This is a genomic window from Rahnella sp. BIGb0236, from assembly GCF_004364755.1.
GTDB classification, from domain to species: domain Bacteria; phylum Pseudomonadota; class Gammaproteobacteria; order Enterobacterales; family Enterobacteriaceae; genus Rahnella; species Rahnella victoriana.
In genome coordinates this window covers 678,704-704,872 of the sequence record NZ_SOAO01000002.1, presented here as the reverse complement: position 1 = coordinate 704,872, position 26,169 = coordinate 678,704, and the positions used below count along the sequence as shown (strand labels likewise).

General features: G+C 51.8%; 23 protein-coding genes. 8 read left to right on the top strand and 15 right to left on the bottom strand.

Annotation, left to right across the window (positions count from 1 at the left end; translation table 11 throughout):
• Positions 1–160 precede the first annotated feature (160 nt).
• Positions 161–904, top strand: a complete 744-nt coding sequence (locus EDF78_RS06815; protein ID WP_119826871.1) for an SDR family oxidoreductase — start codon at positions 161–163, stop codon at positions 902–904.
• A 36-nt stretch (positions 905–940) separates the two neighbouring features.
• On the opposite strand, the gene EDF78_RS06810 is transcribed toward EDF78_RS06815, so the two are convergent.
• The 3 genes from EDF78_RS06810 to EDF78_RS06800 are packed head-to-tail and all read right to left on the bottom strand — an operon-like array spanning position 941 to position 4,969.
• Entirely contained in the window at positions 941–3,535 is a 2,595-nt protein-coding gene (locus tag EDF78_RS06810; RefSeq protein WP_133822772.1) for a glycoside hydrolase family 38 C-terminal domain-containing protein, read from the bottom strand.
• On the bottom strand, positions 3,532–4,659 hold the full coding sequence (locus EDF78_RS06805; RefSeq protein WP_095924845.1) for a PTS fructose transporter subunit IIC: 1,128 nt from the start codon (positions 4,657–4,659) through the stop codon (positions 3,532–3,534). The genes EDF78_RS06810 and EDF78_RS06805 overlap by 4 nt, the downstream gene beginning before the upstream one ends.
• Positions 4,652–4,969 carry a PTS fructose transporter subunit IIB gene (locus tag EDF78_RS06800; protein WP_243839425.1) on the bottom strand — a complete coding sequence of 106 codons (318 nt, stop codon included), beginning with the start codon at positions 4,967–4,969 and terminating at the stop codon, positions 4,652–4,654. Before EDF78_RS06800 ends, EDF78_RS06805 begins: the two co-directional genes overlap by 8 nt.
• A 977-nt stretch (positions 4,970–5,946) precedes the next feature.
• Between EDF78_RS06800 and EDF78_RS06795 the strand changes: the two genes are divergently transcribed.
• Positions 5,947–6,771 carry a DUF4225 domain-containing protein gene (locus EDF78_RS06795; RefSeq protein ID WP_133822770.1) on the top strand — a complete coding sequence of 275 codons (825 nt, stop codon included), beginning with the start codon at positions 5,947–5,949 and terminating at the stop codon, positions 6,769–6,771.
• Between the two features lie 897 nt (positions 6,772–7,668).
• Here EDF78_RS06795 and EDF78_RS06790 read toward each other — a convergent pair.
• Positions 7,669–8,277 (bottom strand): HD domain-containing protein, encoded by a 609-nt coding sequence (locus tag EDF78_RS06790; protein ID WP_095924848.1) that lies wholly within the window; start codon positions 8,275–8,277, stop codon positions 7,669–7,671.
• A gap of 339 nt (positions 8,278–8,616) precedes the next feature.
• On the opposite strand from EDF78_RS06790, the gene EDF78_RS06785 reads away from it, so the two are divergent.
• Positions 8,617–9,267, top strand: a complete 651-nt coding sequence (locus EDF78_RS06785; protein ID WP_095924849.1) for a hemolysin III family protein — start codon at positions 8,617–8,619, stop codon at positions 9,265–9,267.
• Positions 9,268–9,319: 52 nt separating this feature from the next.
• Here EDF78_RS06785 and EDF78_RS06780 read toward each other — a convergent pair whose 3' ends face one another.
• Entirely contained in the window at positions 9,320–10,609 is a 1,290-nt protein-coding gene (locus EDF78_RS06780; RefSeq protein ID WP_095924850.1) for a SidA/IucD/PvdA family monooxygenase, read from the bottom strand.
• Between the two features lie 164 nt (positions 10,610–10,773).
• On the opposite strand from EDF78_RS06780, the gene EDF78_RS06775 reads away from it, so the two are divergent.
• Positions 10,774–11,655, top strand: coding sequence for a PhzF family phenazine biosynthesis protein (locus EDF78_RS06775; RefSeq protein ID WP_133822769.1), 882 nt, complete (start codon positions 10,774–10,776; stop codon positions 11,653–11,655).
• Between the two features lie 41 nt (positions 11,656–11,696).
• Here the strand turns inward: EDF78_RS06775 and EDF78_RS06770 are convergent, their stop codons facing one another.
• Positions 11,697–12,251, bottom strand: a complete 555-nt coding sequence (locus tag EDF78_RS06770) for a helix-turn-helix domain-containing protein (RefSeq protein ID WP_095924852.1) — start codon at positions 12,249–12,251, stop codon at positions 11,697–11,699.
• Positions 12,252–12,338: 87 nt separating this feature from the next.
• Between EDF78_RS06770 and EDF78_RS06765 the strand changes: the two genes are divergently transcribed.
• From EDF78_RS06765 to EDF78_RS06755, 3 genes are all read left to right on the top strand, one after another.
• On the top strand, positions 12,339–12,860 hold the full coding sequence (locus EDF78_RS06765) for a GNAT family N-acetyltransferase (protein WP_095924853.1): 522 nt from the start codon (positions 12,339–12,341) through the stop codon (positions 12,858–12,860).
• A 97-nt stretch (positions 12,861–12,957) separates the two neighbouring features.
• Positions 12,958–14,055, top strand: a complete 1,098-nt coding sequence (gene ada, locus EDF78_RS06760) for a bifunctional DNA-binding transcriptional regulator/O6-methylguanine-DNA methyltransferase Ada (RefSeq protein ID WP_095924854.1) — start codon at positions 12,958–12,960, stop codon at positions 14,053–14,055.
• A gap of 55 nt (positions 14,056–14,110) precedes the next feature.
• Entirely contained in the window at positions 14,111–14,656 is a 546-nt protein-coding gene (locus EDF78_RS06755) for a GNAT family N-acetyltransferase (protein ID WP_131694510.1), read from the top strand.
• A gap of 52 nt (positions 14,657–14,708) precedes the next feature.
• On the opposite strand, the gene EDF78_RS06750 is transcribed toward EDF78_RS06755, so the two are convergent.
• The 7 genes from EDF78_RS06750 to gatZ all read right to left on the bottom strand — a co-directional run bounded on the left by EDF78_RS06750 (position 14,709) and on the right by gatZ (position 21,007).
• Entirely contained in the window at positions 14,709–15,410 is a 702-nt protein-coding gene (locus tag EDF78_RS06750; protein ID WP_133822768.1) for a GNAT family protein, read from the bottom strand.
• Positions 15,411–15,540: 130 nt separating this feature from the next.
• Positions 15,541–16,395 carry a tagatose bisphosphate family class II aldolase gene (locus tag EDF78_RS06745; protein ID WP_133822767.1) on the bottom strand — a complete coding sequence of 285 codons (855 nt, stop codon included), beginning with the start codon at positions 16,393–16,395 and terminating at the stop codon, positions 15,541–15,543.
• Between the two features lie 4 nt (positions 16,396–16,399).
• The gene (gene gatD / locus EDF78_RS06740; protein WP_131694507.1) at positions 16,400–17,449 is read right to left on the bottom strand and encodes a galactitol-1-phosphate 5-dehydrogenase; all 1,050 of its coding nucleotides are present in this window, start codon (positions 17,447–17,449) and stop codon (positions 16,400–16,402) included.
• Positions 17,450–17,497: 48 nt separating this feature from the next.
• Positions 17,498–18,865 carry a PTS galactitol transporter subunit IIC gene (locus tag EDF78_RS06735; RefSeq protein WP_133822766.1) on the bottom strand — a complete coding sequence of 456 codons (1,368 nt, stop codon included), beginning with the start codon at positions 18,863–18,865 and terminating at the stop codon, positions 17,498–17,500.
• Positions 18,866–18,868: 3 nt separating this feature from the next.
• On the bottom strand, positions 18,869–19,153 hold the full coding sequence (gene gatB, locus EDF78_RS06730; protein ID WP_095924860.1) for a PTS galactitol transporter subunit IIB: 285 nt from the start codon (positions 19,151–19,153) through the stop codon (positions 18,869–18,871).
• A gap of 77 nt (positions 19,154–19,230) precedes the next feature.
• Complete coding sequence (gene gatA / locus EDF78_RS06725) at positions 19,231–19,719, bottom strand: PTS galactitol transporter subunit IIA (protein WP_133822765.1); 489 nt, start codon at positions 19,717–19,719, stop codon at positions 19,231–19,233.
• Positions 19,712–21,007 (bottom strand): tagatose-bisphosphate aldolase subunit GatZ, encoded by a 1,296-nt coding sequence (gene gatZ, locus EDF78_RS06720; RefSeq protein WP_095925287.1) that lies wholly within the window; start codon positions 21,005–21,007, stop codon positions 19,712–19,714. Before gatZ ends, gatA begins: the two co-directional genes overlap by 8 nt.
• Positions 21,008–21,285: 278 nt before the next feature.
• Between gatZ and EDF78_RS06715 the strand changes: the two genes are divergently transcribed.
• The gene (locus EDF78_RS06715) at positions 21,286–22,068 is read left to right on the top strand and encodes a DeoR/GlpR family DNA-binding transcription regulator (RefSeq protein WP_095924862.1); all 783 of its coding nucleotides are present in this window, start codon (positions 21,286–21,288) and stop codon (positions 22,066–22,068) included.
• A 193-nt stretch (positions 22,069–22,261) separates the two neighbouring features.
• Here EDF78_RS06715 and EDF78_RS06710 read toward each other — a convergent pair whose 3' ends face one another.
• Together EDF78_RS06710 and EDF78_RS06705 are read right to left on the bottom strand one after the other, a co-directional pair.
• Positions 22,262–23,041, bottom strand: a complete 780-nt coding sequence (locus tag EDF78_RS06710; protein ID WP_095924863.1) for an ABC transporter substrate-binding protein — start codon at positions 23,039–23,041, stop codon at positions 22,262–22,264.
• A gap of 358 nt (positions 23,042–23,399) precedes the next feature.
• The gene (locus EDF78_RS06705; protein WP_133822764.1) at positions 23,400–25,979 is read right to left on the bottom strand and encodes a glycosyl hydrolase family 18 protein; all 2,580 of its coding nucleotides are present in this window, start codon (positions 25,977–25,979) and stop codon (positions 23,400–23,402) included.
• Positions 25,980–26,169: the final 190 nt, after the last annotated feature.

Below are 26,169 nucleotides of genomic sequence, written 5' to 3'. Positions count from 1 at the left end.
ATGCGATGGTGCGAGATGGTCGTGAATGGGCAGCAAATTAATCGCTGCCGGATTGACATTCGACACAGCTGCTCCCCCTTCGCAGGGGGAGGAGCTAAGCCAAATTCCCCTTTCTTTCTGTTTCTCCTACACTTTCCTCACTTCCCCAATGGAGTCACTCATGAAAATCGCTCTCGTCACCGGCGCCAGTCGCGGTATCGGCCGTGCAACGGCTCTTCTTCTTGCGCAGCAGGGTTATGCTGTCGGCGTGAATTACCTTAATAACGACATCGCAGCGCAATCTGTTATCGATGAAATCCATCAGGCCGGTGGTAAAGCGATAGCGTTGAAAGCCGATATCGCTGATGAAGCACAGGTTGTCGCGATGTTCAGACAGTTGAGCGCTGAACTCGGGCCGCTCACCGCGCTGGTGAATAACGCCGGAATTTTGTTCCAGCAGACGACCCTTGAAAATCTCTCCGCTGAACGTATCAATAAAGTGCTGTCCACCAATGTGACGGGGTATTTCCTGTGCTGTCGTGAGGCGGTAAAAATCATGTCGCATCGTCATGGCGGAAAGGGCGGGGCGATTGTGAATGTGTCCTCGGCGGCTTCCCGTCTGGGTGCGCCGGGGGAATATGTGGATTACGCGGCGTCGAAAGGGGCGGTGGATACCCTGACCACGGGGCTGGCGCTGGAAGTGGCGGCGTACGGCATCCGCGTTAACTGTGTACGTCCGGGTCTGATTTATACCGACATGCACGCCAGCGGCGGTGAGCCGGGACGCGTCGATCGCGTAAAATCCAATCTGCCGATGCAACGCGGCGGGCAGCCGGAAGAAGTGGCACAAGGCATTGCATGGCTGCTGTCGGACGCTGCCTCTTACGTCACCGGCAGCTTTATTGAGCTGGCTGGCGGCAGATAATGAGGGAAAACGGGGATGGCTCCCCGTTTATACCGCTTACTTTTCGCTTAAAAATGTCACCGGTTCACCGGCTTCGGTGATGTCCACGTAATGTGCTTCGCTCAGCTTCCCCTCCGCCAGTGTCGATGGCGTGACCTTTTTCGATGATTTCACTTCACCCCTTTTCACCGGTCGCGCTGTCGGATTCCATCCGCGTATCACCCAGTGATCGCCGCGTTGTGATTTTTTCAGCGTGCTGAAATGCAGCGGCGTGTCCCAGCTCATTAAACTGTATTCCGCCGGGAATTTCAGTCCGTGCGGATTAAGCCGGAAGCGCGACCAGCCGGTGGCCAGATACGCCAGCATCGGCGTTTTCCATTCTTCCACGCGCTGCCAGACATCCGCATCAGGTGCGCCGGTCAGTGGCATCACCGCCAGTGAACAATGATGAATGCCGGGGATTTGCGAGTCAGGCGAGGGCAGAACCATCCCCGATGCGCGCCCCGGCCGGTAAGGCATATTGGCGCGCCCCAGCCAGCCGACGCTGCGCAGCAACGTGATCGCCAGAACGTCGTTGTGTTCCTCAGGAATTTCATACTCGCGCAGTCCTTCGGTCACCGCACACAGACCGCGGGTTTCATCGTGCATCATCACCAGACTTTGCATCGGATACAGCGCAGCGGGCGCTTCGGTCCAGTTTTCTTCCTGCCAGATTTTCATGGCAGCAGGCTGATTATCCCGCTGGATCAGTCCGAACGGCTGGTCGGCGAAATGCACCTGACTGACCGCGCCGGTGGGCATCAATAGCTGCAACCGGTGGTCGCGGATCTGATTATCCACGGTGATTTCCACGTTCAGCTGTGGCGAGTTATGCGCCAGCGTCAGGGTCAGCGTGACCTCCAGCCTGGCGTCCGTCAGCCGCTGCTGGCGCGAATCGAGATCCTGCGGAACCGGTAGGCGGTAGCGCAGCACCATGCGGTTAAACAGGCTGCCGCCGTCGGTGCGGCATTCGATCAAATGGCCGTCGCCGGTAATTTTCCAGTCTTCCACCGGCGGCGAATAGTTGTAGTTATCGCCCGCATCACCGCCGTCGACCAGTTGCAGCAGAGAGTGATAATGCTGACCGCTGCGTTTATCGGTCAGCGTCAGCACGCCGTGCGCATCGGCACGCAGATGCAGAAAATGATTCTCCAGCTGGCGCGCGTTCACGGTATGTGCCGGATGTTGCGATACTTCGCCGGGCTTAAACCACAGCGTGGTGTAGCCGCACGCTGGCACATTTCTGACTTCCACCTGCAACTCACATTTACGGAACCAGGTGGTTTCCGTGCTGTTCGACAGCTCCTGTACCACCGTCGACATATCCTGCGGCTGTTCACGCACAAGCTGCCAGTGACAGTCGTTCCCCTCGCTGTCGCACAGGCGGAAATCACGTTCCGGCGTCATCACCGTCAACGTCACGATCCCGCTGCGCTGACGGGGCAGGCTGTTAAACAGCAGGATTTTTGTGCCGTCCTGTGTGGCGGTGATCCCTTCGCTGAGTGTCTGGAAGTTTAAATCCAGCAACTGTTGCGCCATTTCCATGCCGGAAAGCAGCCGGTTTTTCACCATCGCATTGACGCGATCCGAATTGCAGCCGCCGATGCTGTCATGGGCATGGGACTTCATCGCTTCGCGCCAGATGTTATCCACGGCAGTTTGCGGATACGGCAGACCAAGCGAAGCATTCACCGTCAGCAGCGGTTCGAGATACTGACTGAGGGTTTTCTCCAGCCTGGCATTCAGTTTTTTAATGTCGGTGCGGGTGGAAAAAATACCGCGATGGATACGCATGTATTTCGGGCTGAGCAGTTCGCCGTGATAATCCGGCAAACGGTCCCGCTGTGTGTCGATAACCTCAAAAAATTCACTGAAACTGCTGTTCACGTAACGGAATTCATCCTGCTGCCGATTCAGTGCCTGCAACATTTCCGGCACCTGATATTCGAACGGTGACTGATCATTGCCGTTCGGCAATAAGATATGATCCGTGGCGGCGAACTGCGCCTGTTTGTGGCTGGCTTTCATTACCCCCGGCAAGGCTTTTCCCACGTCTGCAGGTAACCATTTGGCACAACCGTAACCCCACGGCAGCACCGCCGTGGTGACTTTACTGCCGTCGTCGCTGTGCCAGACAAACTCCGTTTTTGCGACGTCATGCTCGCTCCAGCCGCGCCAGAGTACCGCGTGGCGGATGCCGAACTGATTTAAAAACATCGGTAACTGCGCACTCTGACCGAAGGAGTCCGGCACATAACCCACCGGCATCGGCGTGCCGTATTTGCCTGCGCCCTCAATACCTAACAACAAATTACGGGCGATGGATTCCGCACCGACCACCAGAAAATCGGTTTGCGTATACCACGGACCGGTGAGGATCCGCCCGTCGCGGATAAGCGCGGTCAGGCGCGGCAGATTTTCCGGCGCGACCTCAAGATAATCGTCGAGGATCACCGTCTGCGCATCCAGCACGAACGGCGGTAATTGCGGATCGGCTTCCAGCCGGTTGAGCAGGTCATCCATAAAATAATACAGGACGGCTTTGGAATCATTTTCGGTGAAATACCATTCACGATCCCAGTGAGTATGCTGAATCAGATGGACGGTTTTCATTGGCGGTTCACCTTGAATTTAGGCGCCGGAGAAGCGGCAGGTTTAATCAGCGACTCTGTATCGCCATGGCGGAATACCAGCAGCGAGCCGAAGGCGACCACCGCAGAACCGGCGGCAATTGACAGGATATAAACCGGCCAGCCATCCACCGCCAGCCAGCCGTAAAAACCTGAAATCGGCGCATGATTCACCGCCCCTAAACCGACGGCCATTGCCGAACCCAGCGCAGAGCCGATGACATTAATTACAATGATTTTTGGGTTAGAAAGCGCAAACGGGATCGCGCCTTCTGACACGCCGATCAGCCCCATCAGCGTCGAGGCTTTTCCCGCCTCGCGCAGTGATTCGGGGAACCGCTTCTTCCACAACAGTGTCGCCACGCCCAGCCCGATCGGCGGGATGATAATCGCCACCTGCGCGGCCGTATTCGGGTCATAAATGCCGGAAGCCAGCAGCGCCATGGCGGTGGTCACTGCCGCCTTATTGATCGGACCGCCAAGATCAAAGCCCACCATGCCGCCAATTACCGCTGCCAGCACCACTTTGTTGGTGCCAGACATGGCCATCAGCCAGGCTTCCATTCCGCGATTGAGCGCCGCCAGCGGCGTGCCGACCACCAGCGCCATGATGATGCAGGTCAGGAGCGTGCCGCCGACCGGCAGAATAAAGATCGGCCCGGCGGAGGCCAGTGAGCGCGGCAATTTGATAAACCGCACCATCCAGCGGACGATATAACCGGCGACAAATCCGGCCACCAGCGCACCGATAAATCCGGTGCCCAGATTGCTGGCGAGCAACCCGCCAATCATGCCCGGCGCGATGCCCGGTTTATTGGCCAGTGCGAAACTGATGTATCCGGCGACCACCGGCAACATCAGCGAAAGCGCCAGCCCGCCGAAGCCATCGAACTGATGCAGCAGTTTCACAATCTGGCTGGCGGCCTGCGCATGGCTGCTGTCCCAGATATTGTCGATGCCGTACATTGATGCGCCGATACGCGCGATGCCCATGATCACCGCACCCGCAATCACGAACGGCAGCATATAAGAAACGCCGGTCATGATGGCGTTTTTCACATCCGTGCCGACGTGCCCGCCGCCGTCTTCTGCCCTGAATTTAGCCATTCGCCACCTCCTGTTCGATCGCGTCGAATACCGCATCGCCGTGTTTGATCGGATCACTGACACTGCATTCGAGGGTGATCATGCCGTCAAAGCGTTCTTTATTGATGACCGCAACATCGGCAGCGAGAATGACGCCGTCGGCGCGCGCCAGATCCTCTTCAGTAATAATATTCTCAGCACCCAGACTTCCCTGAGTTTCCACTTTGATTTCGTGTCCGCGTTTTTTTCCCAGCACTTCAAGAGATTCTGCGGCCATATAAGTATGGGCAACACCGGTCGGGCAGGCAGCAATACAGACGAAATACATAATATAAATCCTCGGGTTTTGAGTGATGACAGACATAAAAAAAGCACAACGGCGAAAGGGCGCGTTGTGCTTTTGAATGAAACAGAAGGTATAAAAGTCGCGTCGGCGGCTGGCGTGCCACTCAGACGACGGCAGCAGCGTAACTGACTGACCAGATTGGATAAATGACTAAAAGCCAGGATGTGGCGTAATTGCACGCCCAGCCGGACGCTGATGGAAATAACCTGAGTATGTGTGTGGGAAATAAATCGTTTTACGTTGAGGCAGGGCAGCAGGGAATGTCCGGCGCACTGCCAGAGTTGTTGCCATTGCTCGCTGAAATCAGCCGGGTTTATTTCTTCAGGTTGTTCCGTGGTGGCAGAGAGATTATCGACAGAATTAAAGCAGCAGCACCCTGATATAAAACCTGTCATTCCGCGGACGAACGTCAGCAAAATGAGAGACAGGCTTTTAATAAAAGGGAATAACAGCATCGGTATCTCCGCAACAATGAGCCTGTAGTAAACAGGAATCAAAAAAAGATCGCTGTGATGTTCTGCACAAAGCCTGATCGCTCCTTCGCAGGTGAGGGAACCGGACGGCGTCATTTCTGCGAGATATCTTCCGGATTTCAAACAAGCTCCTTAAACCCCCCATCCCGAAAATCCTCTTACCGTCTTCCAGGTCATGATTGCCGGTCTGGATTTGCGCGATGTCAACGATCCCCGGCTTTACGCACTTGCGCTGATTGAGTTGCGGAAATAAAAACTCACGCGGTATGAATATCAGAATTTTAGTACACGGAATGAATAATAAAAAAGTGCAGGCAGTGTTTTTTTTGCTTTCTGTTTAATGAGACGAAATCGAATTATAACCAGGGTTAATTGGTTGAAATTAAAAATTGAAAAAACATGACAGACATCTTGTTTTGGGATTTATCGATAAGATAGTTTACACCTCGAAAATGTGTATTTGATAAATCGTTTTAGAAGGTGAGTAACATGGATGTGTTAGAGGAATTTTTTGCCAGATATCCGGAGAAAATCGGGTGGGTTAGCGATAAACAAGCCATTACGTTGCTATTGATGGATAAGCAACTTGAGATTAATTCGTTAATTACACGAGTTTCTAATAAGTTTATGAAGTGGAGCATGGCAAAAGATCATTTTATCAGTGAGGAAACGAGATTTTTATTGGATCTTCATGAGAAAAGAATAACAGGGGAAATGAGTGAGACTGAAATCATTCATGCCATGGATAATGAAATGGCTTACCTGAGGATACAAGATGAAGCGATGAGTGCCAAAGATGTCAGGCAAGTGATCATGGTTAAGCCTGCAGAGGTTCAATCAGGTAATGATGATAAAAAAATTGACCTGATCATAGCGGGGATCGGTTTTGTTTCTGGAGGACTACAATTTATCTCGGGTGTTGCGTTAGTAAATACTGGCGTTGGGGCAGGTTTGGGAGCGTTAATGGTAGCTCACGGTACAAACAACATTGTAGAAAATGGTTATTATTTGCTTTACAGAGAGAGTTATACTGGTCCCTTAAGATTTGTTTACGAAGGTGTCGGTAGTTTGTTTGGCATAAGTAAAAAAGATTCAGATGTTATATATACATTCGTCGATATAGGTCTGTCTGTTAATAGTCTTCTTGGTTTTAAATTAGAAGAGGATGTCGCAAGGTTATATCGATATGTTAACGCGGATTTGTTATGGGGTATGAAACAGATGGGATATAAGTATATGTCTGTAGATGAATTAATTGTTGAGTTCATCGGGGATAGTAATACAGTATCGGGACAGTACAGGGCGTACAAATGATTCTCTTTATCTATGTTTTCTTAACATTTCTCTCATTGTTCCCACTTTACTTTATAGCGTCTCATCTATTCTATTCTGACAAGTTGTATATGAATTTGTTAGCTTTCGTTATAATGGGTTGCTGCACGGCAAGTCACTATTCATTCCTTCGGACTGATGTAATTCCTCTGTTGAACATTAAGATGGAAATGGGTGAGGGTTGGTTTGTCATTATCTTGAGGTTTGTTTGTATCTATTCATATGGCATTCCAATATATCTTGCCAAAAAGAGATATTATTAACAAATCTAATGGTTACTGGCAACGAAATTAAACTGAGTGAATAATGTGTTAATAAATCTTTTTATATACATAGTTGTAACATTGTCATCACTGTTCCCCTTTTATTTACTATGCAGCCACTTGTTTTATTCTGAGAAACTATACCTCAATGTATTGCCATTTCTTCTTTTAGGCATTTTTAGCGTTATCCATACAGATTTTATTCGCTCAGAAGAATTACCATTTTTGCACTGGCATGTTGAGATGGGCAGCAGTTTTTTTCTTGTAGCCCTTCAAATGTCATGTGCGTATTCATACTGCATTCCAACTTATCTGGCATATCGAAAATACTATTAATTTTCTAACTACAGATGACGGATCCCAAAGGAAAAAATAATCAGACATATTGATTGTGTAATATCGGCTTTATTTTTTTCCTCGCAGCTTTGCAGTCAAACACCGCCCCGGTATCTGAAGGAGTGCTGATGGAAGGGGTGTCACTATTGGGCAGATTTAGTTAACTACCCGGAGAGATCACGGTGAGTAAACACGGCTAAAAGTGTTCACTATGTTTCCGAAAGTGTGTCTACCCAGCCCAGGTTTACTCATCCCCCGCGGAGGGGGATGTGCGAATACATTACTTCAGCCAGCCCTGCTGATGCGCGTTATCCAGATGGGTGCGGATGTGCAGCCACAGTTCCGGGTGAATATCGGCGATGAAGGCGTTGCGTGCCAGAACCTGTTCAAGGCGGATGTTGTTTTCTACCCAGCTCTGCCCCTGATTGTTCAGGTTCATGATCATCGGCATGACGCGGTCAATCACCAGCGCAAAGCGTGCTTCCGGAGTTTCGCCGGTTTCATATTCGTTCCACAAATCCAGAAACTGCGTGTTCAGCGGCGCGGGCAAAAGGCCGAACAGGCGTTTCGCGGCAATGATTTCCTGATCGTGAACCGCCGCGCGGGCTGCGAGATCGTAAACCAGCACATCACCTGCATCGATTTCTACGATGTCGTGGATCAACGCCATCCGGATGACTTTATTGATATCAGTACCTTCCGGCGCAAAAGGGGCCAGAGACATCGCCGCGACGGCGAAATGCCAGCTATGTTCCGCGGAGTTTTCCTGACGCTCAGTGCCTAACACTTTGGTGCGGCGCTGCACGCTTTTCAGCTTGTCGATTTCCATCAGGAACTGAAAAACCTCGGTCATTGCACCGAAATTCAGCGGGGGAGTTACTGCAGACATAGTCAAACCTTAGTCATATTGACGGCATGGTAAACGGCGTTATTTCACTTTTCCGCTACACCTTAATCGCTTGATATAAAAAAATCATGTTTTTGGGTGCGGAATTTCCTTTGATCTTATAAATGTAACGCGTTGGAATTATAAACAAACTGAATGATTTGAGGGCTTCAAAGTGAGTGAAGAGTGAAATGATGATCCGGCTAAGAGACTGTTACATCAGATAATACTCAATTTAAGCTTACAGATGTACACTGGAATCGTTCTCAGTTAAGCTGATCCTGTACGGAACGTTTTATAAACAATCATTTTCACTTGTTTTGCCTTGAGGGTTCTCAACGTATGGGTAAGTTGTCTCCATCACCACAGGGATATCCGTGGGCTGAAGAAATAGCCAACAGCCTGAGCCACGGCGTGGGTCTGGTGTTCGGGATTGTCGGACTGGTACTTTTACTGGTTCAGGCGGTAGGCGATAACGCCAGCGCCATGGCGATCACCAGCTACAGTTTGTACGGCGGCAGCATGATTTTGCTGTATCTGGCCTCCACGCTGTATCACGCGATACCGCATCAGAAAGCCAAATACTGGCTGAAAAAATTTGACCACTGCGCGATTTATCTGCTGATCGCCGGAACCTATACGCCGTTCCTGCTGGTCGGGTTGAACTCCCCGCTGGCAAAGGGACTGATGGCGGTGATCTGGGGGCTGGCGCTGTTTGGTGTGATTTTCAAACTGGCGTTTGCACACCGATTTGAAGTGTTGTCGCTGGTCACCTATCTGACGATGGGCTGGCTGTCGCTGATCGTGATTTACCAGCTGGCGACTAAACTTTCGCTGGGCGGCGTCACCTTGCTGGCGTTGGGCGGTGTGGTGTACACGCTGGGCGTCATTTTCTACGCCTCAAAACGCTTTCGTTTTGGTCATGCTATCTGGCACGGATTTGTCCTCGGCGGCAGTGCCTGCCACTTTTTAGCCATCTACTTTTACGTCTGATGGGCGGATTGTCTGAACAAGCGGAGCCTGATGATCCGCTTTTTTGTGCCTGCTATTTGCCTGTGTCGTCTGGCCACCATTGCACCAGCGAGGGCACAGGGCGCAGATCGTAATGCGCTTCGCCCAGCAGATGATTGAGAATTTTGGCCGAGCGCCACGCGGTCAGTGTCAGCTGTCCTTCGGCGCTGCCGTGACTGTGGATACCGGCGTTCACCGCGTAGATCCGGTTTTCTGACGGGCCATCCCAGCGCAGGTTGAAATTCTGTTGCAGCGGCAAATGCTGCTCGCGGTCATAAGGAATGCGATCCAGCAGCGGCTCAAGATAATCCGGCAAACCGGGGCGGTAACCGGTCGCCAGAATCACGATATCCGCGCTGAAATGTTCCTCGCATTTTTCCAGCCCGTGTCTGGCCTGCAGGCTGAAATCACCCCCTGCATTACGCACGATATGATCGAGCGCGCGGTGCGGCAGTAATCGCACGTTACGCGGCTGATGCAGCACGTCAAAACGGTGATACAACTGTTTATAAATGTCTTCCAGAGTGTGATAGCTGATGCCGTCAGAAGGCAGTTTTTGCGTTTTGATCTCGCGCTCGCGTACATCCTCCGGCAGCGTATAAAAGTAATTGACGTACTCCGGCGTGAAATATTCGTTGGAGAAAATCGACTCATCCAGCGGCTGAAAATTCGGGCGGCGCGAAAGCCAGGTCAGTTCCGCAAATTCTCCCCAGTGACCGCTCAGCGCATTGAGAATAATGTCGGCACCGCTCTGCCCGCCGCCGACCACGGCCACGCGTTTGCCCGTGAAATCCGGTTCGCGCAGTTCAATCTCCGCCGCATGAAAACAGTTTTCCCCCAGCGCCGCCCGGGCCGGTTTGGGGATCCAGGGGGCGTGTCCGGTACCGAGGCAAATGTTGCGGGCGCGGTGCTCACCTTTTTGGCTCTGTACGATGAATTCCTGCTTGTTATCGTCAAAGTCGATACGTTCTACCGGCGCGGAAAAATGCAGGCCGGGAATGCGGTCGCATGCCCAGCGCAGATAATCCGAAAACTCATCGCGGCTGATGATCAGCTGCTCGGTGGCCAGAAAACGGTAAATCTTTTTCTGTTCAACCAGATAATTAATAAATGAAAATTCGCTGCGCGGCGCAATGGTGGTGACCAGATCCTGCAGAACGTAGGTCTGCATGGTTGCCGTGGGCAACAGCATGCCGGGGTGCCAGCTGAATTCGGTGTGGGCATCAAAAAAGGCGGCGTCGAGTTTCCCCGTATCCCTTGCCATGGCGGCGAGGCTTAAATTGAAGGGGCCGATACCAATACCAATCAAATCCTTCGCGGGCATTTTCTTTTCCTTCTGTTTTATGGAGACGACCGGACTGTGTGTTAAGCATAGGCCAGCCGCCCGACACTGACATTTTTCTCGATAACTTATAGAAATATTCCTAAACTCAGAGGCTTCGCGCTTTCTCCAAAATGGTTTCCCTTACGACAAGACAAGGATTTGCTATGACCCGCCTGCGCCGTTTTAAACAAGTTGATGTGTTTACCGCTGAGCCTCTGAAAGGCAATGCACTGGCCGTGATCCTGGATGCCGAAGGGCTGAGCGATGAGCAGATGTTCGCGATGGCGCGCTGGACTAATCTTGCGGAAACGGCGTTTGTGCTCAAACCAGCATCGCCGGAAGCCGATTATCGCGTGCGAATTTTTACCACCGATAAGGAACTGCCGTTCGCCGGACACCCGACGCTGGGCACGGCATATGCGTTATTGCAGGACGGGCTGAAGTCTAAAAATCCCGGTTATCTGGTGCAGGAATGCGGCGTCGGGCTGGTACAGGTGAAGCAACTGACGGAAGGCGGTCAGGCCTTTTCTGCGCCTCCGGCTGCGCTGAAACCGCTGGATGCGGAACATTATGCTTTGCTTTCCACTGCACTGCGTGGAGGTAAAATTCAGGCGGATGTCGCGCCGGTCGCAGCGGATATGGGCATTATCTGGCTGGTCGTGCGGATGGAGAGCGCGCAGGAGTGCCTGAATATTACCGCCGATGCCGCCGCCGTCAGCCAGTTGCAAAAGCAGCTGGGTATTAACGGTATCGCGGTCTACGGCTTGCATGCGAAAGGCGGCCCGGCAGATTACGAAGTGCGGGCGATCATTGATGAGGATGGCGTGCTGAAAGAAGATCCGGTCACCGGCAGCGCCAATGCCTGTCTGGCGCGGGTGCTGAAAGCGGCTGATTTCCCGGATGGTAAGCATATGGCGCAGATGTACCATGTCCGTCAGGGCACCCGGTTGCAGCGCGATGGCCGTGTGACCGTCACCTTTGTGGACGGCGAACCCTGGGTCGGTGGCGACAGCTGTACGCTGATCGACGGCACGTTAGATCTCTGATCTGCAGGGCCGTGCGCTGGCCCTGCCGGAAAGCATGAAAACTATTTGTCACTCATGACCAGCAAATACCGGCAGGGCTCAGTGCCGGTATTACTGAATGTGATGGGCAAATCCACGCCAAATGTCAGCGCATCACCTGCGGATAGCGCATACTTTTCTGCACCATAATCAACAGTCAGCAACCCTTCCACCAGCCACAGACGTTGTTTATAAGCCTGATGACTCCAGCCCGGATAACTGACGCGGGCGCCGCCCGGCAGCGTAATCTCAACCAGTTCCGGTCCGCCATTTTCTTCATGCGGTGTTATCTGACGCCGCATATATCCGATGTCCGGATCCTGCCAGATTTCCTGCTGATCGCGGGGACGCAAAGGGGCGGGGCGGGTATTTTCTTCTGACAGCAACTGCGCCAGCGAAACGCCCAGACTGGCTGCCAGACGGCCTAACAGACTGGCGCTCGGGCTGCTGTCCTGTCGTTCAATTTTCGAGATCATCGCTTTACTGACACCTGAACTGCTGGCGAGCTGTTCGAGGCTCAATCCTTGCGCTTTACGTAATGACTGCAGACGCGTAGCGATCAGTTGGTCGATTGACATAAGGGGAGTTCCGTTGTTTACTTTGGTGGAATTAATTCTACTATAGTGGAATTTAGCCGCTAAAGAAAGCCACCGGGGGAAAGTTCGATGAAGATGATCACCTGTACGGAACGCCTGCATGCCGTCGCCATTCTGGATATTTTTAATGATGCCATCCTGACCTCGACAGCATTGTATGATTATAAACCGCGTCACATCGACAGCATGACGTCCTGGTTTGCCACTAAACTGACCAATGACTTTCCGGTGATCGGGCTGGAGGATGAGCAGGGGAGATTACTGGGATTTGCCAGTTACGGCACGTTCCGCGCCTGGCCTGCCTATAAATATTCCGTCGAACATTCGATTTATATTCATAAAGATCACCGCGGAGAAGGGCTGGGAAAAATTCTGCTCAATGCTCTGGTGGAGGCCGCCCGTGAACGCGGCGTGCACACGCTGATTGGCGCGATTGATGCGGCCAACAGCGGCAGCATTGCCCTGCATGAAAAAAATGGGTTCAGCCATACCGGCACGATTAAACAGGCCGCTTTTAAATTTGATCGCTGGCTGGATCTGGCCTTTTATCAGATGATCCTCGACACCCCTTTAAAACCGGTGGCGGGCTGAAACATCGGCGCTGAATGAGAAAGCAAGAGCCGGAGGGTGCAGCGCGGCACGGCGGATTATGCTGACAGTCATCAAGTCAGGAAACGTGAGGCATAACATGTCAGGTAAAACAGACGACATTAAAGAAACGACAGCGGAAAACGCGGCTTATGCTCAGAGGCAGGATCCGCGCTGGCAGGCGGTTGTCAGTTGTGATGCAAACGCCGACGGCAAATTTGTCTATGCGGTAAAAACGACCGGTATTTACTGCGCGCCTTCCTGTCCGTCACGGCAACCGAAACCGGAAAACATTCTCTATTTTGACGATGCCGAAGCGGCGGAACGTGCCGGTTTTCGCCCCTGCAAACGCTGCCGTCAGGGACTGATTTCACTGGCGCAGTTTCATGCCAGCCGGGTGTTGCAGGCGTGCCGGTTGCTGGAGCAATCCGCCCACATGCTGACACTGAATCAGCTGGCGGCAGAAGTGGGCATCAGCCCTTATCATTTTCATCGCCTGTTTAAAGCGCAGACCGGTGTGACGCCAAAAGAGTATCAGCAGGCGCAGCGCGTCCGCCGGGTCCGTGAAAATCTGACCGATTCTGCGACAGTCACCGAAGCGATTTATGCTGCCGGATATCCTTCTGACAGCCGTTTTTACGAAACCTCTGCGGCGACGCTGGGCATGACGCCGCAAAATTTCCGCGCCGGAGGCCGCAACGTCCGCGTCTGGTTTGCTGTCGGAAAATCTTCCCTCGGCAACATTCTCGTGGCTGAAAGCCAGCGGGGGATCTGCGCCATTTTACTGGGCGACGATCCTGAAAAGCTGATCAACGAATTGCAAAACAGTTTTCCGCAGGCGGAATTACTGGGCGGCGACGCGGATTTTGAGCAACGAATTGCCATCGTGGTCGGCTTTGTGGAAGCGCCCGATATCGGGCTGGATTTGCCGCTGGATATTCGCGGCACGGCTTTCCAGCAGCGAGTCTGGCAGGCATTGCGTGATATTCCGCCGGGAACCACCGCCAGCTATGCCGAGATTGCCAGCAAAATCGGTTCACCGAAAGCCGTCCGTGCCGTGGCCGGTGCGTGCGCCGCGAACCTGCTGGCCGTCGCGATCCCCTGCCATCGGGTGGTAAAAACTGACGGCAATATCTCCGGTTATCGCTGGGGCGTGGAACGGAAACGCAGTTTACTGGCGCGGGAAGAGAAAGGCTGACTATACTGAGCTGACCTTATGATCTTCCTGAATATTTTTAATAACGAGGGATGCCGTGCCAGCCTGCACTTTACGGATTGCTGAACCCAAAGATATCGATGCTCTTGCGGAATTACATGTTGCCATATGGCGTGATACTTATCGTGAACTGGCACCGCCGGAAGCTTTTGCAGCGCTGGATGTCCCGCGCCGGAAAGCTTTCTGGCAGGACAAATTTGCCCATCCTGCTGTCGGTCAGGGCACTTTTATTGCTGAAACTGACGGTGCATTCGCCGGGTTTTGCCTGGCGTCGGCATCTTCTAACCCGGAATTTGGTGAGATGGCCGAAATCAAATTCCTGTATGTTTCTCCGGCATTTAAACGTCGGGGAATTGGCCGACTGTTGATCGCCAAAGCTGCAAAGCATCTTTCCGCTGAAGGTTTCCGCAGCGCAGGGTTGGGCGTTGTCGAAGGAAACCAACCGGCCATTCGTTTTTACCAGGCTTTAGGTGGCCGCGAAGCCGGACGATATACCGATGCCGGGCCACTCTGGCGCTCGCCTAACATAATCTATGCATGGCCCGATATTTCAGTGCTGGCGGCGCTGTCCCCTGAACATTAATCCATAAACCCTTTCGTCTGCCTGCGTCAGCCAACAACGCAGGCAATGCGGATTAACGCAACTCTTCCAGACGCTGTTTTTGCTGACCTTCGGCGGTGAAGTTGTCTGCGCTTAACCAGCGGTCAAACATGGTTTTTGACGCAGGCCATTCGTGGTCGAGAACGGAATACCAGCAGGTATCGCGGTTGTGACCTTTATTGACAATGGCCTGCCGGAACATACCTTCATACTGAAAACCAAAACGCTGTGCGGCCAGTTTTGACGGTTCATTCAGGCTGTGACATTTCCATTCGCAGCGACGGTATTTCAGGGTATCGAACAGATAGCGTTGCAGCAGATAAATCGCCTCGGTGCCAAAACGTGTACGTTTCATCAGCGGCGACCAGTTCACCCAGCCAATTTCCGCTACGCCATTCACCGCATCAATTCGCATCAGTGAAACGCTGCCGACGGCGCGTTGCGTCCGGATATCCACAACGGCGAAGAACAGCGGATCTTCGCTTCTCGATTGCTGCGCAATAAACAGATCGCACTCTGCCTGTGTCGCAGGACGATCGACGGAAAGATACGTCCAGTCGCGATTGTCATCAATGCTGTGCCAGGCGTTAAAGAGATCCTGACTGTGGCGCTCAGCACTCAGCGGCTCAAGACTACACCAGAGGCCATCAAGCTGAACATGGGAAGGACGTTCGCGGGGTTGCCAGTCGGGTAGGGCATCGCCAATGGGTTGGCCAAAGTGATTAAGGGTTGTCATAGCGGTTCTGCTCACCATTTGGTTTATAAAGACGCTTCCATAAAATCAGAATGGCACGTCAGCTGCAACCTGAGTACCTCTAAATGGCTGGAAAACAGGGTAATTCCCCCGTCTCCCAGACAGCATTACCTTATAATTTCCCTGCACTTCCGCAGATCCTGATTTTTTCCTCTACGACTTTCTGCATCGCCCGTTTCCCCGGCACGATGTATTTGCGTGGATCATCCGCGTCGGGGTGCGCGTTGAAATAGTCTTTTACGGCACCGGCAAAGGCGATTTTCAGTTCTGTCGCGACGTTGACTTTGCAGATCCCCAGCTCAATAGCATGACGGATCATGCTTTCAGGGATCCCCGACGCGCCGTGCAGTACCAGAGGAATATCCACCTGCTGGCGGATTTGCCCAAGGCGGCAGAAGTCCAGCTTGGGTTCACCCTTATACAAACCGTGTGCGGAACCGATGGCGACGGCCAGAGAATCAATGCGTGTGAATTCAACAAAATGCTTTGCCACCACAGGATCAGTGAAGAAGCTGTCGCCTTCTTCCACCATCAAATCGTCTTCCTGACCGCCGAGACGACCCAGCTCAGCTTCGACGCTGGCATCAAAGGCATGACACAATCTGACGGCCGCCTGCACTTTCGTGATGTTTTCGGCCAGCGGAAAATGCGAAGCATCGATCATGACCGAACGGATCCCGGCCCTGACTTTGCTTTCGATATCAGTCAGATCTTCATGGTGATCCAGATGCAGTGCCAGAGGAACGCGGTATTGCCGGGCCGCTTTCTGACAAATCGAAATCAGATAGTCTGTGCCTGCGTAGCTAAATGTTCCCGGTGTTCCGGCGAGGATCACCGGAGAGTTCATCATCGCGGCAGTTTCTGCCACCACCTGCACGGTCTCGAGATTATGGATATTGAAAGCCGGTACGGCGTAACCTTCGCGCTGTGCTGCCAGCAGCATTTCCCTGTTTGAAATCAGATACATTATTTCAGCTCCCTGTCATGTTCAGCAGGATCTTGCCCGTCATCGGTTTACCTGCCAGCGCCGTGACTTCCCGCACGAATTCGTCCGGATCACCGATACTGGCGATTAACGGCTCAAGATTTAATTTATTCTCAGCAAACAATTGCATGGCCTGTTGCCATTCGCTGCCCGGCCACGGGGCGGAGTAATTCATCCAGCTCCCCAGTAAGGTCAGTTCCTTGCGCAGGATATGGCTGAATGTCGCCACATTGAGGGTCAGATCTTTGTGTAAGGTGCCGACCAGTGCGACCTGCGCTTTGGGGCCGGCAATGTCCAGCGAAAGCGCAACGGTTTGCGGTGTACCGGCGGTTTCAATGATCAGCTGATTAAAACGGCGCTCGTGGGTTTGCTGGCGGATGTCGTCTGCACCCGTCGTCGCACTGTTAAAGACATGGCTGGCACCGGTTTCGCGTGCAAGTGCCAGACGCTGTGGATTGATGTCGATAGCTGTGACCGAGCTGGCACCTGATGCGCTGGCCGCCTGGATGATCAACTGGCCGATAGTACCGGCACCAATCACGATCACTTCTTTTCCGCGGCAGCCTCCCGCCAGTTTCAATGCGTGTAAACCGACGGTGACCGGTTCCAGAAATGCCCCGTGTAACAGGGAAGCACCTTGCGGCAATTTGAATAAGTTATGACGCGGCACTACAACATATTCAGCGTGGCCGCCGTGACGTCGGGATCCAATAAACTGGTAATGTTTACACTGGGAATAAGCGGTTTGTTTGCACTCTTCGCACTGAAAGCATGGCAATAAAGGTACGCAAGCCACAGCATCCCCTTCCTGTAAATCGTGAATGTCTTCTCCGGTACTGACTACCTGACCGCTAAATTCATGGCCGAGAGTGATCGGGTAAAAATGCGAACTGTTAGCAAAAATACGCGGGATATCTGAACCGCACAGACCGGAGTACGCAATACGCACCAGCACGTCATCGGCAGCGCTGATCACCGGCATCGGGCACTCCTCAACGGTCATCTTACCGCCCGCATGGACAACAACAGATTTCATAGTCGGTTTCCTTAAGCGGGGGATCCAATTCCCCCGCGTAGATGAAAGTTAAGAATGGGTCAGCGAAACCGCTGCCAGCTTTTCAGCCTGAGTGAACTGACGGGCGCGACGCCATGTCAGGAAGACGCCGAGGGCATAAATCACGCCAATGATGCTCAGCCCTGCCATGTTCTTCAGTGTGCAGAGTTGAATCAGCAGATAGGTGATCGGTGAGCCGCCCTGATCCATTGAGGCGACTCTGCCCCCCGCCGTCAGCGCGCCTGCATTTGCCGCCAGTTGGGTATGCAGATCAATCATTTGCGTGGCTATCCACAGTGTGATGCTCATGATGATGCAACCGGAAATCAGGGTGCGGAACAGATTGCCCTGATGCACGGCAACGGCGATAGCCACGAAGAAACCGATGGTGGCGAGGTCACCAAACGGCAGAACCTGATTTCCCGGCACCAGTACCGCAATGAGGATCGTGAGAGGAATAAAGATCAGGCTGGCCGATACCACAGCGGTATGGCCGAGCAACAGCGCAGGATCCAGACCAATCAGGAATTCCTCCCCTCCGAAGCGGGCCTGCAAACGGGTACGCGCATGGCGGGCAATGGGTGTCAGGCCGTCCATAATGGGTTTGATCACCCGTGGCATCAGCAACATGACGGCTGCGGTTTTGACAGCCAGTTGCAACACGCCTTTGACGTCATATCCGGCGAGGTAGCCGATAATCAATCCCATGACAAAACCGACGGTGACCGGTTCGCCAAACGGCCCGAAACGTTTTTGAACGTCGTCTGCGCTGAAATGGATTTTGTTCAGGCCGGGGATTTTCTCAATGATGGCATCAACCAGCACCGCGATCGGGCCGAGGTAGGCTGAAGAACCATGCGGAATGGCGATCCCTTCAAGTTGAAAGAAGTCACGTGTGTCCTTTGCAAACCAGTCGCCCAGTTTGTAAATGAACGCGGCGTGTACCACCACGCCCATAATCCCAAGCCAGTAAGAGCCCGTCGCGAGATGCAACATGGCACCGGTAAAGGTCATGTGCCAGATGTTCCAGATGTCCACATTGACAACGCGTGTCATGCGGGTCAGCAACATCAGGATATTCACACCAATCGCAATCGGGATGGCGACCAGTGCAATTTGCGACGCCCAGGTCATCGGTGAAGAACCTGGCCAGCCGATATCCACGACTTGCAGATTAATTTCAAAATGCTCGGCCATGGCTTTCGCCGCAGGCCCGATAGAATCAAGCATCAGGCCGATAACCAGCCCGATCCCGACAAACCCAATGCCAATGTGGATGGCCGATTTAAAAGAATCCCCCAGTTTCATCCCCAATATCAGGGAGAACACGATGATCACGCCGGGTAACATGACGGTCGGTCCGAGGTCGAGGATGTAGCGCATTATGTCGGTAAACATGGCTTACTCCTGCAACAGGGTGAGTATTTGTTTGCGCAAAATATCCATGCCAACGCCGGAGATAAACGGCATTCCGTGGACCACCGGAACATTGCCAAACGTCCTGTCGACTTTGGCTGTTGTGCAGATCAGGTGAGCGCCGTCCATATAGGTTTCGATCTCCGTGACACGGCACTGCACAAGGTCGATAGCGATGCCGTGGGCTTCGCACAACTCTTTGATTTCTTCCGCTGCCAGCGTAGATGTGGCAACGGCACCGCCACAGGCGACAATAATTTTTCGCTTCACGTTAAGGCTCCTTAACAGGTTGTTGTAGGTATTATTTTTTTAGGTAAGACGTCAGATTCATTGGCTCAAAAAGACGTTCAGGTACACACCGGCGCGCGCTGCTCTGGCACGGGAGCCGGGACAAAGATGTGTTGTTTAAACAGCGCGGACAGCTGATCTTCTGGCGCGGTCAGTAAGCTTTCTAAAAAAGCAGGCTCCTGTAACTGGCTGAACAACTGGCGCAGTAACTTCAGTTGCTCGGACGGGTGGGTGACAATCAACGCAATGATCAGTGACGCGGGAACCGTGCCGTCATCATCAGCCTGGAAAAATTCCACAGTGGTGTCAGGACGGATCAGATAAATAGCCGGACAGCGTGCATGTGTCGCTTCGCAATGGGGAATAGCCACCGCGTGGCGTTCCAGCTGGATCCCTGTCGGGAATTCAGCTTCACGCTTAACCAGCGCTTGCGGATAGGTGGCCCCGACCACACCCGCCTGCACCATGCGTTCACCGATATGCGTGAGTGCCTCGTGATAGTCGGTAAATGTGATACCGGTTTTAACGAATACCTCGCAGTTATGCATGAGCAGGCTCCTGCTGAAAGGTGTGATGAGGTGTGCAGCCAAAGTGGTAGGCGCGCAAAACATCCTGAATTTTATCGATGATCAGTTCATGGGGTTCGCTGGCGAGTTCGCCGGTCATCACTCGTTCGAACTGGGCGGGAAGATATTGGCTCAGCAGGCCGAGAGGAATGTCGACGGAACGCAGATTCGTGATCAGCACTTCCATTGCCCGGTTGATACGGGCGTGCGGCCAGTAATAACGAATCCGGTCCGATAAGCTGTAGCGCAGATCGATAAGCGACAGGCTGAACGTCGGGTTGTAATACTTCTTCCAGTAAGCCGGTTCATCGAGCATGACGCCATCGATCACTGTCAGGATGTGGCTGCGTGATTCAGGCGCGATCAGCACCTGTTCGATGTTGGCCAGAGCAAAGATGGCTTCACGTAATGCAAACGTCAGCGCCGGGCCGACTTTGAGGATCGCATAGTGGTCATTCACCAGCTTACGGTAGGACTCACGGGTCTGGTAATCGGTGGAATGTGCCTCATACACCAGCGGTGTTGTGGTGATGTATGCGGAGAGATCTTGCGCAAGTTCAGGCTGATAGTGGATCACCCGGCTGTGATCAAATTCGACGCCTGGCTGGACCACGACAGCGATGATCCGATCAATGGCATCCGTTAACCCAAGCTCACGAAATGCCTGATGGTGCATATCCAGCGTCGCTTTCGCGTCTTCCCTTTTGGTGACATGGACTTGCTGAATAGCCGACGCCTCGCCACCCGGTACCGGTACCTCAGTGCCAATCACATAGGTCAGAAGCTGTTTTTGCTTCGGTGTGGCAACACGTTCTGCGACCTGACACAGCCGCGCTGCGCGTTGTGCCACGATGAGCGGATCCAGAGGGACAGGATCGTCTGCACAGGACATCGATGCATCCAGATGTATTTTGCTGAAACCGGCTTCCACATAGCGGGCGATCAACACTTCTGCTTTACTCATCGCGCTGTCAGCATTTTCGCTTTGCCAGCAATTCGGCCCCAGGTGGTCGCCCCCTAAAATCAGACGCTCAAGAGGGAAGTTAAGTTTTTCCGCAATCGCGAGAACAAAATCCCGAAAATCGATCGGCTGCATGCCGGTATAGCCACCAAACTGATTCACCTGATTGGAGGTGGCTTCTATCAGTACCTTGCGGTCAGTGAGAAGGTCTTCGCGCAGGGCGGCTTCAATCACCAAAGGATGCGCGGAACAGACAGAACAAATGCCTGTGCTTTCGCCTTTCTTGTGTTTAGCAATAATATCTTTCATTTCATGCCTCCGTTTGTTTTCGAAGAGGATCATATCTTTTCGAAAGGTAAACAATAGCGGTTTTTGGTTTTCGTGACAGAGATCGTAATATTTCATAAGTGAATTTCATTCGATATCTTTCGTTTTTCGTGACGGATCTTGAAATGAAAGATAAGATGACGTCATGCCTTGCCACAGGCAGGGAAAGAGGGATGATTCACATCGTGTAAAATTTTTTCTCCTCATTACCTGGCCTTTTGTTTACACTAGAAGGAATGTGACCTTTCGGATCGCCAATCATGAATACCTATGAACGTCGTAATAAAATCATTGATTTAGTGAATGAGAGTGGCAGCGTGCTGGTGGCTGATCTTTCGAGTGCTTTCGAAGTCTCTGAGGTTACGGTGCGCTCTGATTTAAGTTTGCTTGCGCAAAAAGGGCTGCTTAGCCGTTTCCATGGGGGCGCATCAAAACGGAAAGAGGAGGCGGTTACGGAGCATGAAAAGCCGCAGGATGAGATGATGCTTGAGCAGCGTTATCTTCAGGCCACCGATCCTAAAAAACGGATTGCGCAGGAGGCGGCTGGAATGGTGAAACCGGGAGATACCGTGATCCTCGACAGCGGCAGTACCACCATGTTGCTGGCAGAAGAGCTGGTGAAATCAGGCGATATCACTGTCATCACGAATAACCTGCCCGCTGCTTTTGTGCTGTCTGAAAATCCGGACATTACACTGGTGGTCTGCGGCGGAACGTTGCGCCATAAAACCCGTTCCCTGCATGGCAACATCACGGAGTACGCTTTGCAGGGCATTGTCGCTAACCTGATGTTTGTCGGTGCCGACGGGCTGGATGCGGCTACAGGTATCACCACGTTCAACGAAGGCTATAGCATCAGCGGCATCATGGCCGGTGCGGCTCAGCGTGTTGTGGTGGTCACTGATTCCAGCAAGTTTGGGCGTCGCGGATATAACCTGGTGCTGCCGATGGAAAAAATCGACACCATCGTTACCGATACGGGGATCAGCGAGGAAGCGAAGCTGGCGCTGAAAGAGACTTCAACAACACTCATTCTTGTATAACCCTGTTTGTGATGTGACCTGTTGCCGCTGACTTTATGCCAGCAATAAATCAGGGAACAGCGGATATTTTGATTGTTGCGTAACGTCGTCTGAACAACAGAATAACTTGCAGCCGCAGACATTTTTTATGGGAAGGGGATCCGAAAAAACAGACTGCCGTGCGAATCGGTCGCGCGGCAGGGAGCAGCGAAAATCAGGACTTCTTGTTATAGACCTCAAAGGTGAAGTATTTTTTCTCCAGCTTTTCGTATGTGCCGTTTTTGTGGATTTCTGCCAGTGCATTATTAATCAATGTCAGATGTGCCTGATCATCCTTGCGCAGGCCAATGGCCGTGCCTTCACCCAAATAACGGGTGTCGTTTAAGGGTTGCCCGGCAAAGGCATAACCCGTGCCTTCCGGGGTTTTCAGGAAGCCGGTTTCTGCGGCTGCGGCATTGGTCAGGGTCACGTCAATGCGACCGGATGCCAGATCCTGATTCACAAAATCCTGATTCTGATAGGAAACCACATCCACCCCTTTTTTCTGCCATTCGCCCTGTGCGTAGGCTTCCTGCGTCGTGCCCTGAGCCACGCCCACTGTTTTTCCTTTCAGTGAATCCGCAGTGGGTTGCAGGCCGCTGCCTTTCTTCGCAATCAGCACACTGGGTACGTGATAAAGCATGTCAGAGAAAGTGACCTGCGTTTTACGTTTTGGGGTCATCGACATCGCGGAGAGCACGGCATCAAATTTTTTGGCATTCAGCGCAGGAATAATTCCGTCATACGCGGTTTCGACCCATTCACATTTCACTTTTGCCTGCTGACAAATGGCGTTGCCTAAATCGATATCAAAACCGACCAGCTTGCCATCTGGCGCTTTTGATTCAAAAGGCGGAAACGACGGATCTACACCAAATCGTAAAGTCGTCTCCGCATGTGCCAGGCTGCTGGCGGCCGATAATGCCGCGATGATCAGCAAAGTGCTTTTTTTCACAAGTCTTCTCCGGTGGTATGCAATAAAAAAACAAATCCCCGCCAGGATGCCGCGAGGGTAAAAGAATTATTCATATTTTGAATATGACGACCGGACTCATTGTGGTCAAGCGGCAAGCTTATGTTCAAAACGGGCATCAGTGTGACATAGGGAAGATTGGTTTTTGGGCGGAATAAATGAGAATGCTATGGGGGTGTATTAGAGGGTAAGTTCTGAATAATATTTCCAAAACAACAGGATAAATCTTCCAATTTCTCAAGGTAACCGGCAAAAAAAACGCCTTTACCCACAGGGATAAAGGCGATGTAAGGTTTACCTGTGACTTAATATGATATTGTCAAACGCCGTTCATGGAAGATTAATTGTCTTTGATGAACTTGATTGACGATGCTCGGTTGTCGAAATTCCTTCCCTTCAAATCAGGCACATTTTCTCCACCTTTAAAATCAAGGTGATAACCTTTGTAATGTTCATCTTCATAAACTTGGGCAGTCCAGCCCGGAGTGACTTTTAATGAGGACACCACATCGTTAAAGTTATTATGCGTGATAAGCTGGGGTATATCCCCCTCGACAGAAAGAGATGAGCCTGTGTAATTAGCATTTACATACAGTACAGCCTTCACTTCTTTAACCGGATCTGGTTGCGGAGCGGGTTCTGGCTGCGGTTCTGGCTCGAAACTTGTGACGACCATTTTGGCTACAGTCGCCGGGTTCGGTGACACACGTTCAATAACGATTGTTTCACCAATAGAAATATCTTTTTCATCAGATTTAACCTGTGAAATAGCATCTTTTTCAGTCATGGAGCTGTAGTAACATTTTCCATTATCGCAACTGAAAATATAGTTACCCTTTTTCTTATCGTCATTAATCACTTTAGCGACATAAGAAGAACCGTCCGCGTTGTGAAGCATCTCTTTATCAAAATCAACGAAAACGTAAGGTACGTTATTGATTTTCGACACGCTCATAGACTTCACACTGCCATCACTCATGACCGGATTGTTACCGTCCAGCATGTCTTGGGTCACCGTAAGTTGACCGATAACACCTTTATTCGGGTATTCGCGTGTCACTGTGATGACAGAACCCGCTTTCAGGCGGCTCGCGACGTCACCGGTACGCAATGAAGACTCTTTCCCATATTGGTACAGATAGCTGTAGTAATTTTTACTGCCTTCGGTACCAAAAAGATATTTGCCATCAACAGCAACAGTATAGGCATTACCACTGGTGAATTTTTTAGCATCCAGATTGATGGTCACACGGGTTTCATTGTCAAACAGACTAACAATAATGCCCTTCAGATCGGTCTTATCAATAACCGGAACCGGTTCGTCGTCTGGCACATCGGAATCATCCGGCAGTGGCGTGTTTTTCACTTCTTTAACGATATTACCCAGTTCATGTTCAGGCGTATCGCCGCTGATGTCCCAAAGGATCGCGCCACCAAAGCCTTGCTCATTGATATAGTCAACTTTCTCGCGAATGGACTGCGGATCGTCATAGGTCAGGAACTCTTGCGTAGTTTCGCTGTAGAGATAGGGCACGTGTGACTCTGAGTCCCAGTAGCGCGTGTATTCGCCAGTGTTCAGTTTTTGTTTCAGCACATACCACGGGTTGGTACCGGTTAACTGATCCGCGTCGTCCCATGCACCTTTGACAGTCGCTGCACCGGTGTTAAACATGCCCGGCAAACCAGGGATCAGCTCGGTTCCAGGGACATGGCCCCAGCCACGACCGTAATAAGGGATCCCCATCATCAGCTTGGCTTTTGGCACTTGCCAGGTGTTGACGTACGCACTCATGGTGTCGGCCACGTTCAGGTCTTTATCTTCATCATGGCTGTTTTCATACAGTGGCGCGTTATGACCGGTTAATGGATCAAAAGCACCGTGGATGTCATACGCCATCACGTTCACGCTATCCAGCAACGGCGCCGTCACGGCCGGGTTGATGAACTGAATGTTGTTGTGGTTAGTGGTGACCGCCGCAGAAAGTTGATAGTACTTATCATCTTTTTTGCCCTGGGCATCCAGTTTGGTACGCAGGGACTGGAGCAGTTTGGTAAATTGATTTTTCTCAGCTTCGGTATCCGGGTATTCCCAGTCAATGTCGAGGCCGTCAAAATTCCACTGCGCCATATAGCTGACCATGCTGTTGGCCAGTTTCTCAAGGCCTGCATCCGTGACCGTTGCTGCTTCGAAGACACCTTCCTGAGAGTTATTCCAGCCACCGACAGAAATCATATGCGCCACGTTGGCCGCTTCAGTCCGTTTATCCAGATCTTTGATCAGGCCCGGTGCTTTGTCGGTGTCATGCATGGTCACCACACCATCTTTCACTACCGCAAAGCCGTAGTTAAGGTGGGTCAGGCCAGAGTAGTCGACTTTATCCGGGGTAAAGAAATTATGAGCTTCATACACGCCCCATTCCGGGAAGTAGCCAATGACTTTACGTTGCGCGGCCACGCGGGCCTTTTCACGGTTCTGCAGATCGATAGCGTCCTGGCCGGTATACGGCGTGAACTGGAAAGTTGCATACGCATTGATATTGATTGCATCGCCAGATACCCAGACCGGATCGGTTCCCGGGTTGATACCCTGATCAACCCACCATTGCGCAGTCCAGTAGTATCCCAGGAAGCGAACGGTATCGCCGCCTTTATAGGTGCGGTTCGGATCGTAATCCTCTGAAATAATAGCCAGTTCTTGTTTTGGCGCGACTTGTGCTAAAACAGTTCCCGGGAAGTTGTTTTGGGAGGCGTCGGTATACGCAGTCCAGGTGTGACCACCATCTCTGGTGATCATCATCGAGTAATCGAGGCCGGAGAAGGTGTTTGTTTGATCATTTGCCGTCACGGTGGCGGCAGACGAAACTATTGGAAATCCAATAGCAGAAAACAGAATTGCTGCTGTTAATTTATTTAAACGCATAAGTATCTTCCAAATTTGTCCATAAACTCGTTTATTAACGAGGGATACAAAAAATGCACGACTTTATATCATTTGCGTTGTTTGCATAGTATTTAATTATATATTAAGGATGAATAAATCAAATTTATCCATATGTATTTAAACAACAATAATACCCGTATCATTTAAATAAATACTTACTCGAACAATT

Bases quoted from the DNA above. Each gene is read 5' to 3' on its own strand.
- EDF78_RS06815 (WP_119826871.1), top strand. From the start codon at position 161: ATGAAAATCGCTCTCGTCACCGGCGCCAGTCGCGGTATCGGCCGTGCA.
- EDF78_RS06810 (WP_133822772.1), bottom strand. From the start codon at position 3,535: ATGAAAACCGTCCATCTGATTCAGCATACTCACTGGGATCGTGAATGG.
- EDF78_RS06805 (WP_095924845.1), bottom strand. From the start codon at position 4,659: ATGGCTAAATTCAGGGCAGAAGACGGCGGCGGGCACGTCGGCACGGAT.
- EDF78_RS06795 (WP_133822770.1), top strand. From the start codon at position 5,947: ATGGATGTGTTAGAGGAATTTTTTGCCAGATATCCGGAGAAAATCGGG.
- EDF78_RS06790 (WP_095924848.1), bottom strand. From the start codon at position 8,277: ATGTCTGCAGTAACTCCCCCGCTGAATTTCGGTGCAATGACCGAGGTT.
- EDF78_RS06785 (WP_095924849.1), top strand. From the start codon at position 8,617: ATGGGTAAGTTGTCTCCATCACCACAGGGATATCCGTGGGCTGAAGAA.
- EDF78_RS06780 (WP_095924850.1), bottom strand. From the start codon at position 10,609: ATGCCCGCGAAGGATTTGATTGGTATTGGTATCGGCCCCTTCAATTTA.
- EDF78_RS06775 (WP_133822769.1), top strand. From the start codon at position 10,774: ATGACCCGCCTGCGCCGTTTTAAACAAGTTGATGTGTTTACCGCTGAG.
- EDF78_RS06770 (WP_095924852.1), bottom strand. From the start codon at position 12,251: ATGTCAATCGACCAACTGATCGCTACGCGTCTGCAGTCATTACGTAAA.
- EDF78_RS06765 (WP_095924853.1), top strand. From the start codon at position 12,339: ATGAAGATGATCACCTGTACGGAACGCCTGCATGCCGTCGCCATTCTG.
- ada (WP_095924854.1), top strand. From the start codon at position 12,958: ATGTCAGGTAAAACAGACGACATTAAAGAAACGACAGCGGAAAACGCG.
- EDF78_RS06750 (WP_133822768.1), bottom strand. From the start codon at position 15,410: ATGACAACCCTTAATCACTTTGGCCAACCCATTGGCGATGCCCTACCC.
- EDF78_RS06745 (WP_133822767.1), bottom strand. From the start codon at position 16,395: ATGTATCTGATTTCAAACAGGGAAATGCTGCTGGCAGCACAGCGCGAA.
- gatD (WP_131694507.1), bottom strand. From the start codon at position 17,449: ATGAAATCTGTTGTTGTCCATGCGGGCGGTAAGATGACCGTTGAGGAG.
- EDF78_RS06735 (WP_133822766.1), bottom strand. From the start codon at position 18,865: ATGTTTACCGACATAATGCGCTACATCCTCGACCTCGGACCGACCGTC.
- gatA (WP_133822765.1), bottom strand. From the start codon at position 19,719: ATGCATAACTGCGAGGTATTCGTTAAAACCGGTATCACATTTACCGAC.
- gatZ (WP_095925287.1), bottom strand. From the start codon at position 21,007: ATGAAAGATATTATTGCTAAACACAAGAAAGGCGAAAGCACAGGCATT.
- EDF78_RS06715 (WP_095924862.1), top strand. From the start codon at position 21,286: ATGAATACCTATGAACGTCGTAATAAAATCATTGATTTAGTGAATGAG.
- EDF78_RS06705 (WP_133822764.1), bottom strand. From the start codon at position 25,979: ATGCGTTTAAATAAATTAACAGCAGCAATTCTGTTTTCTGCTATTGGA.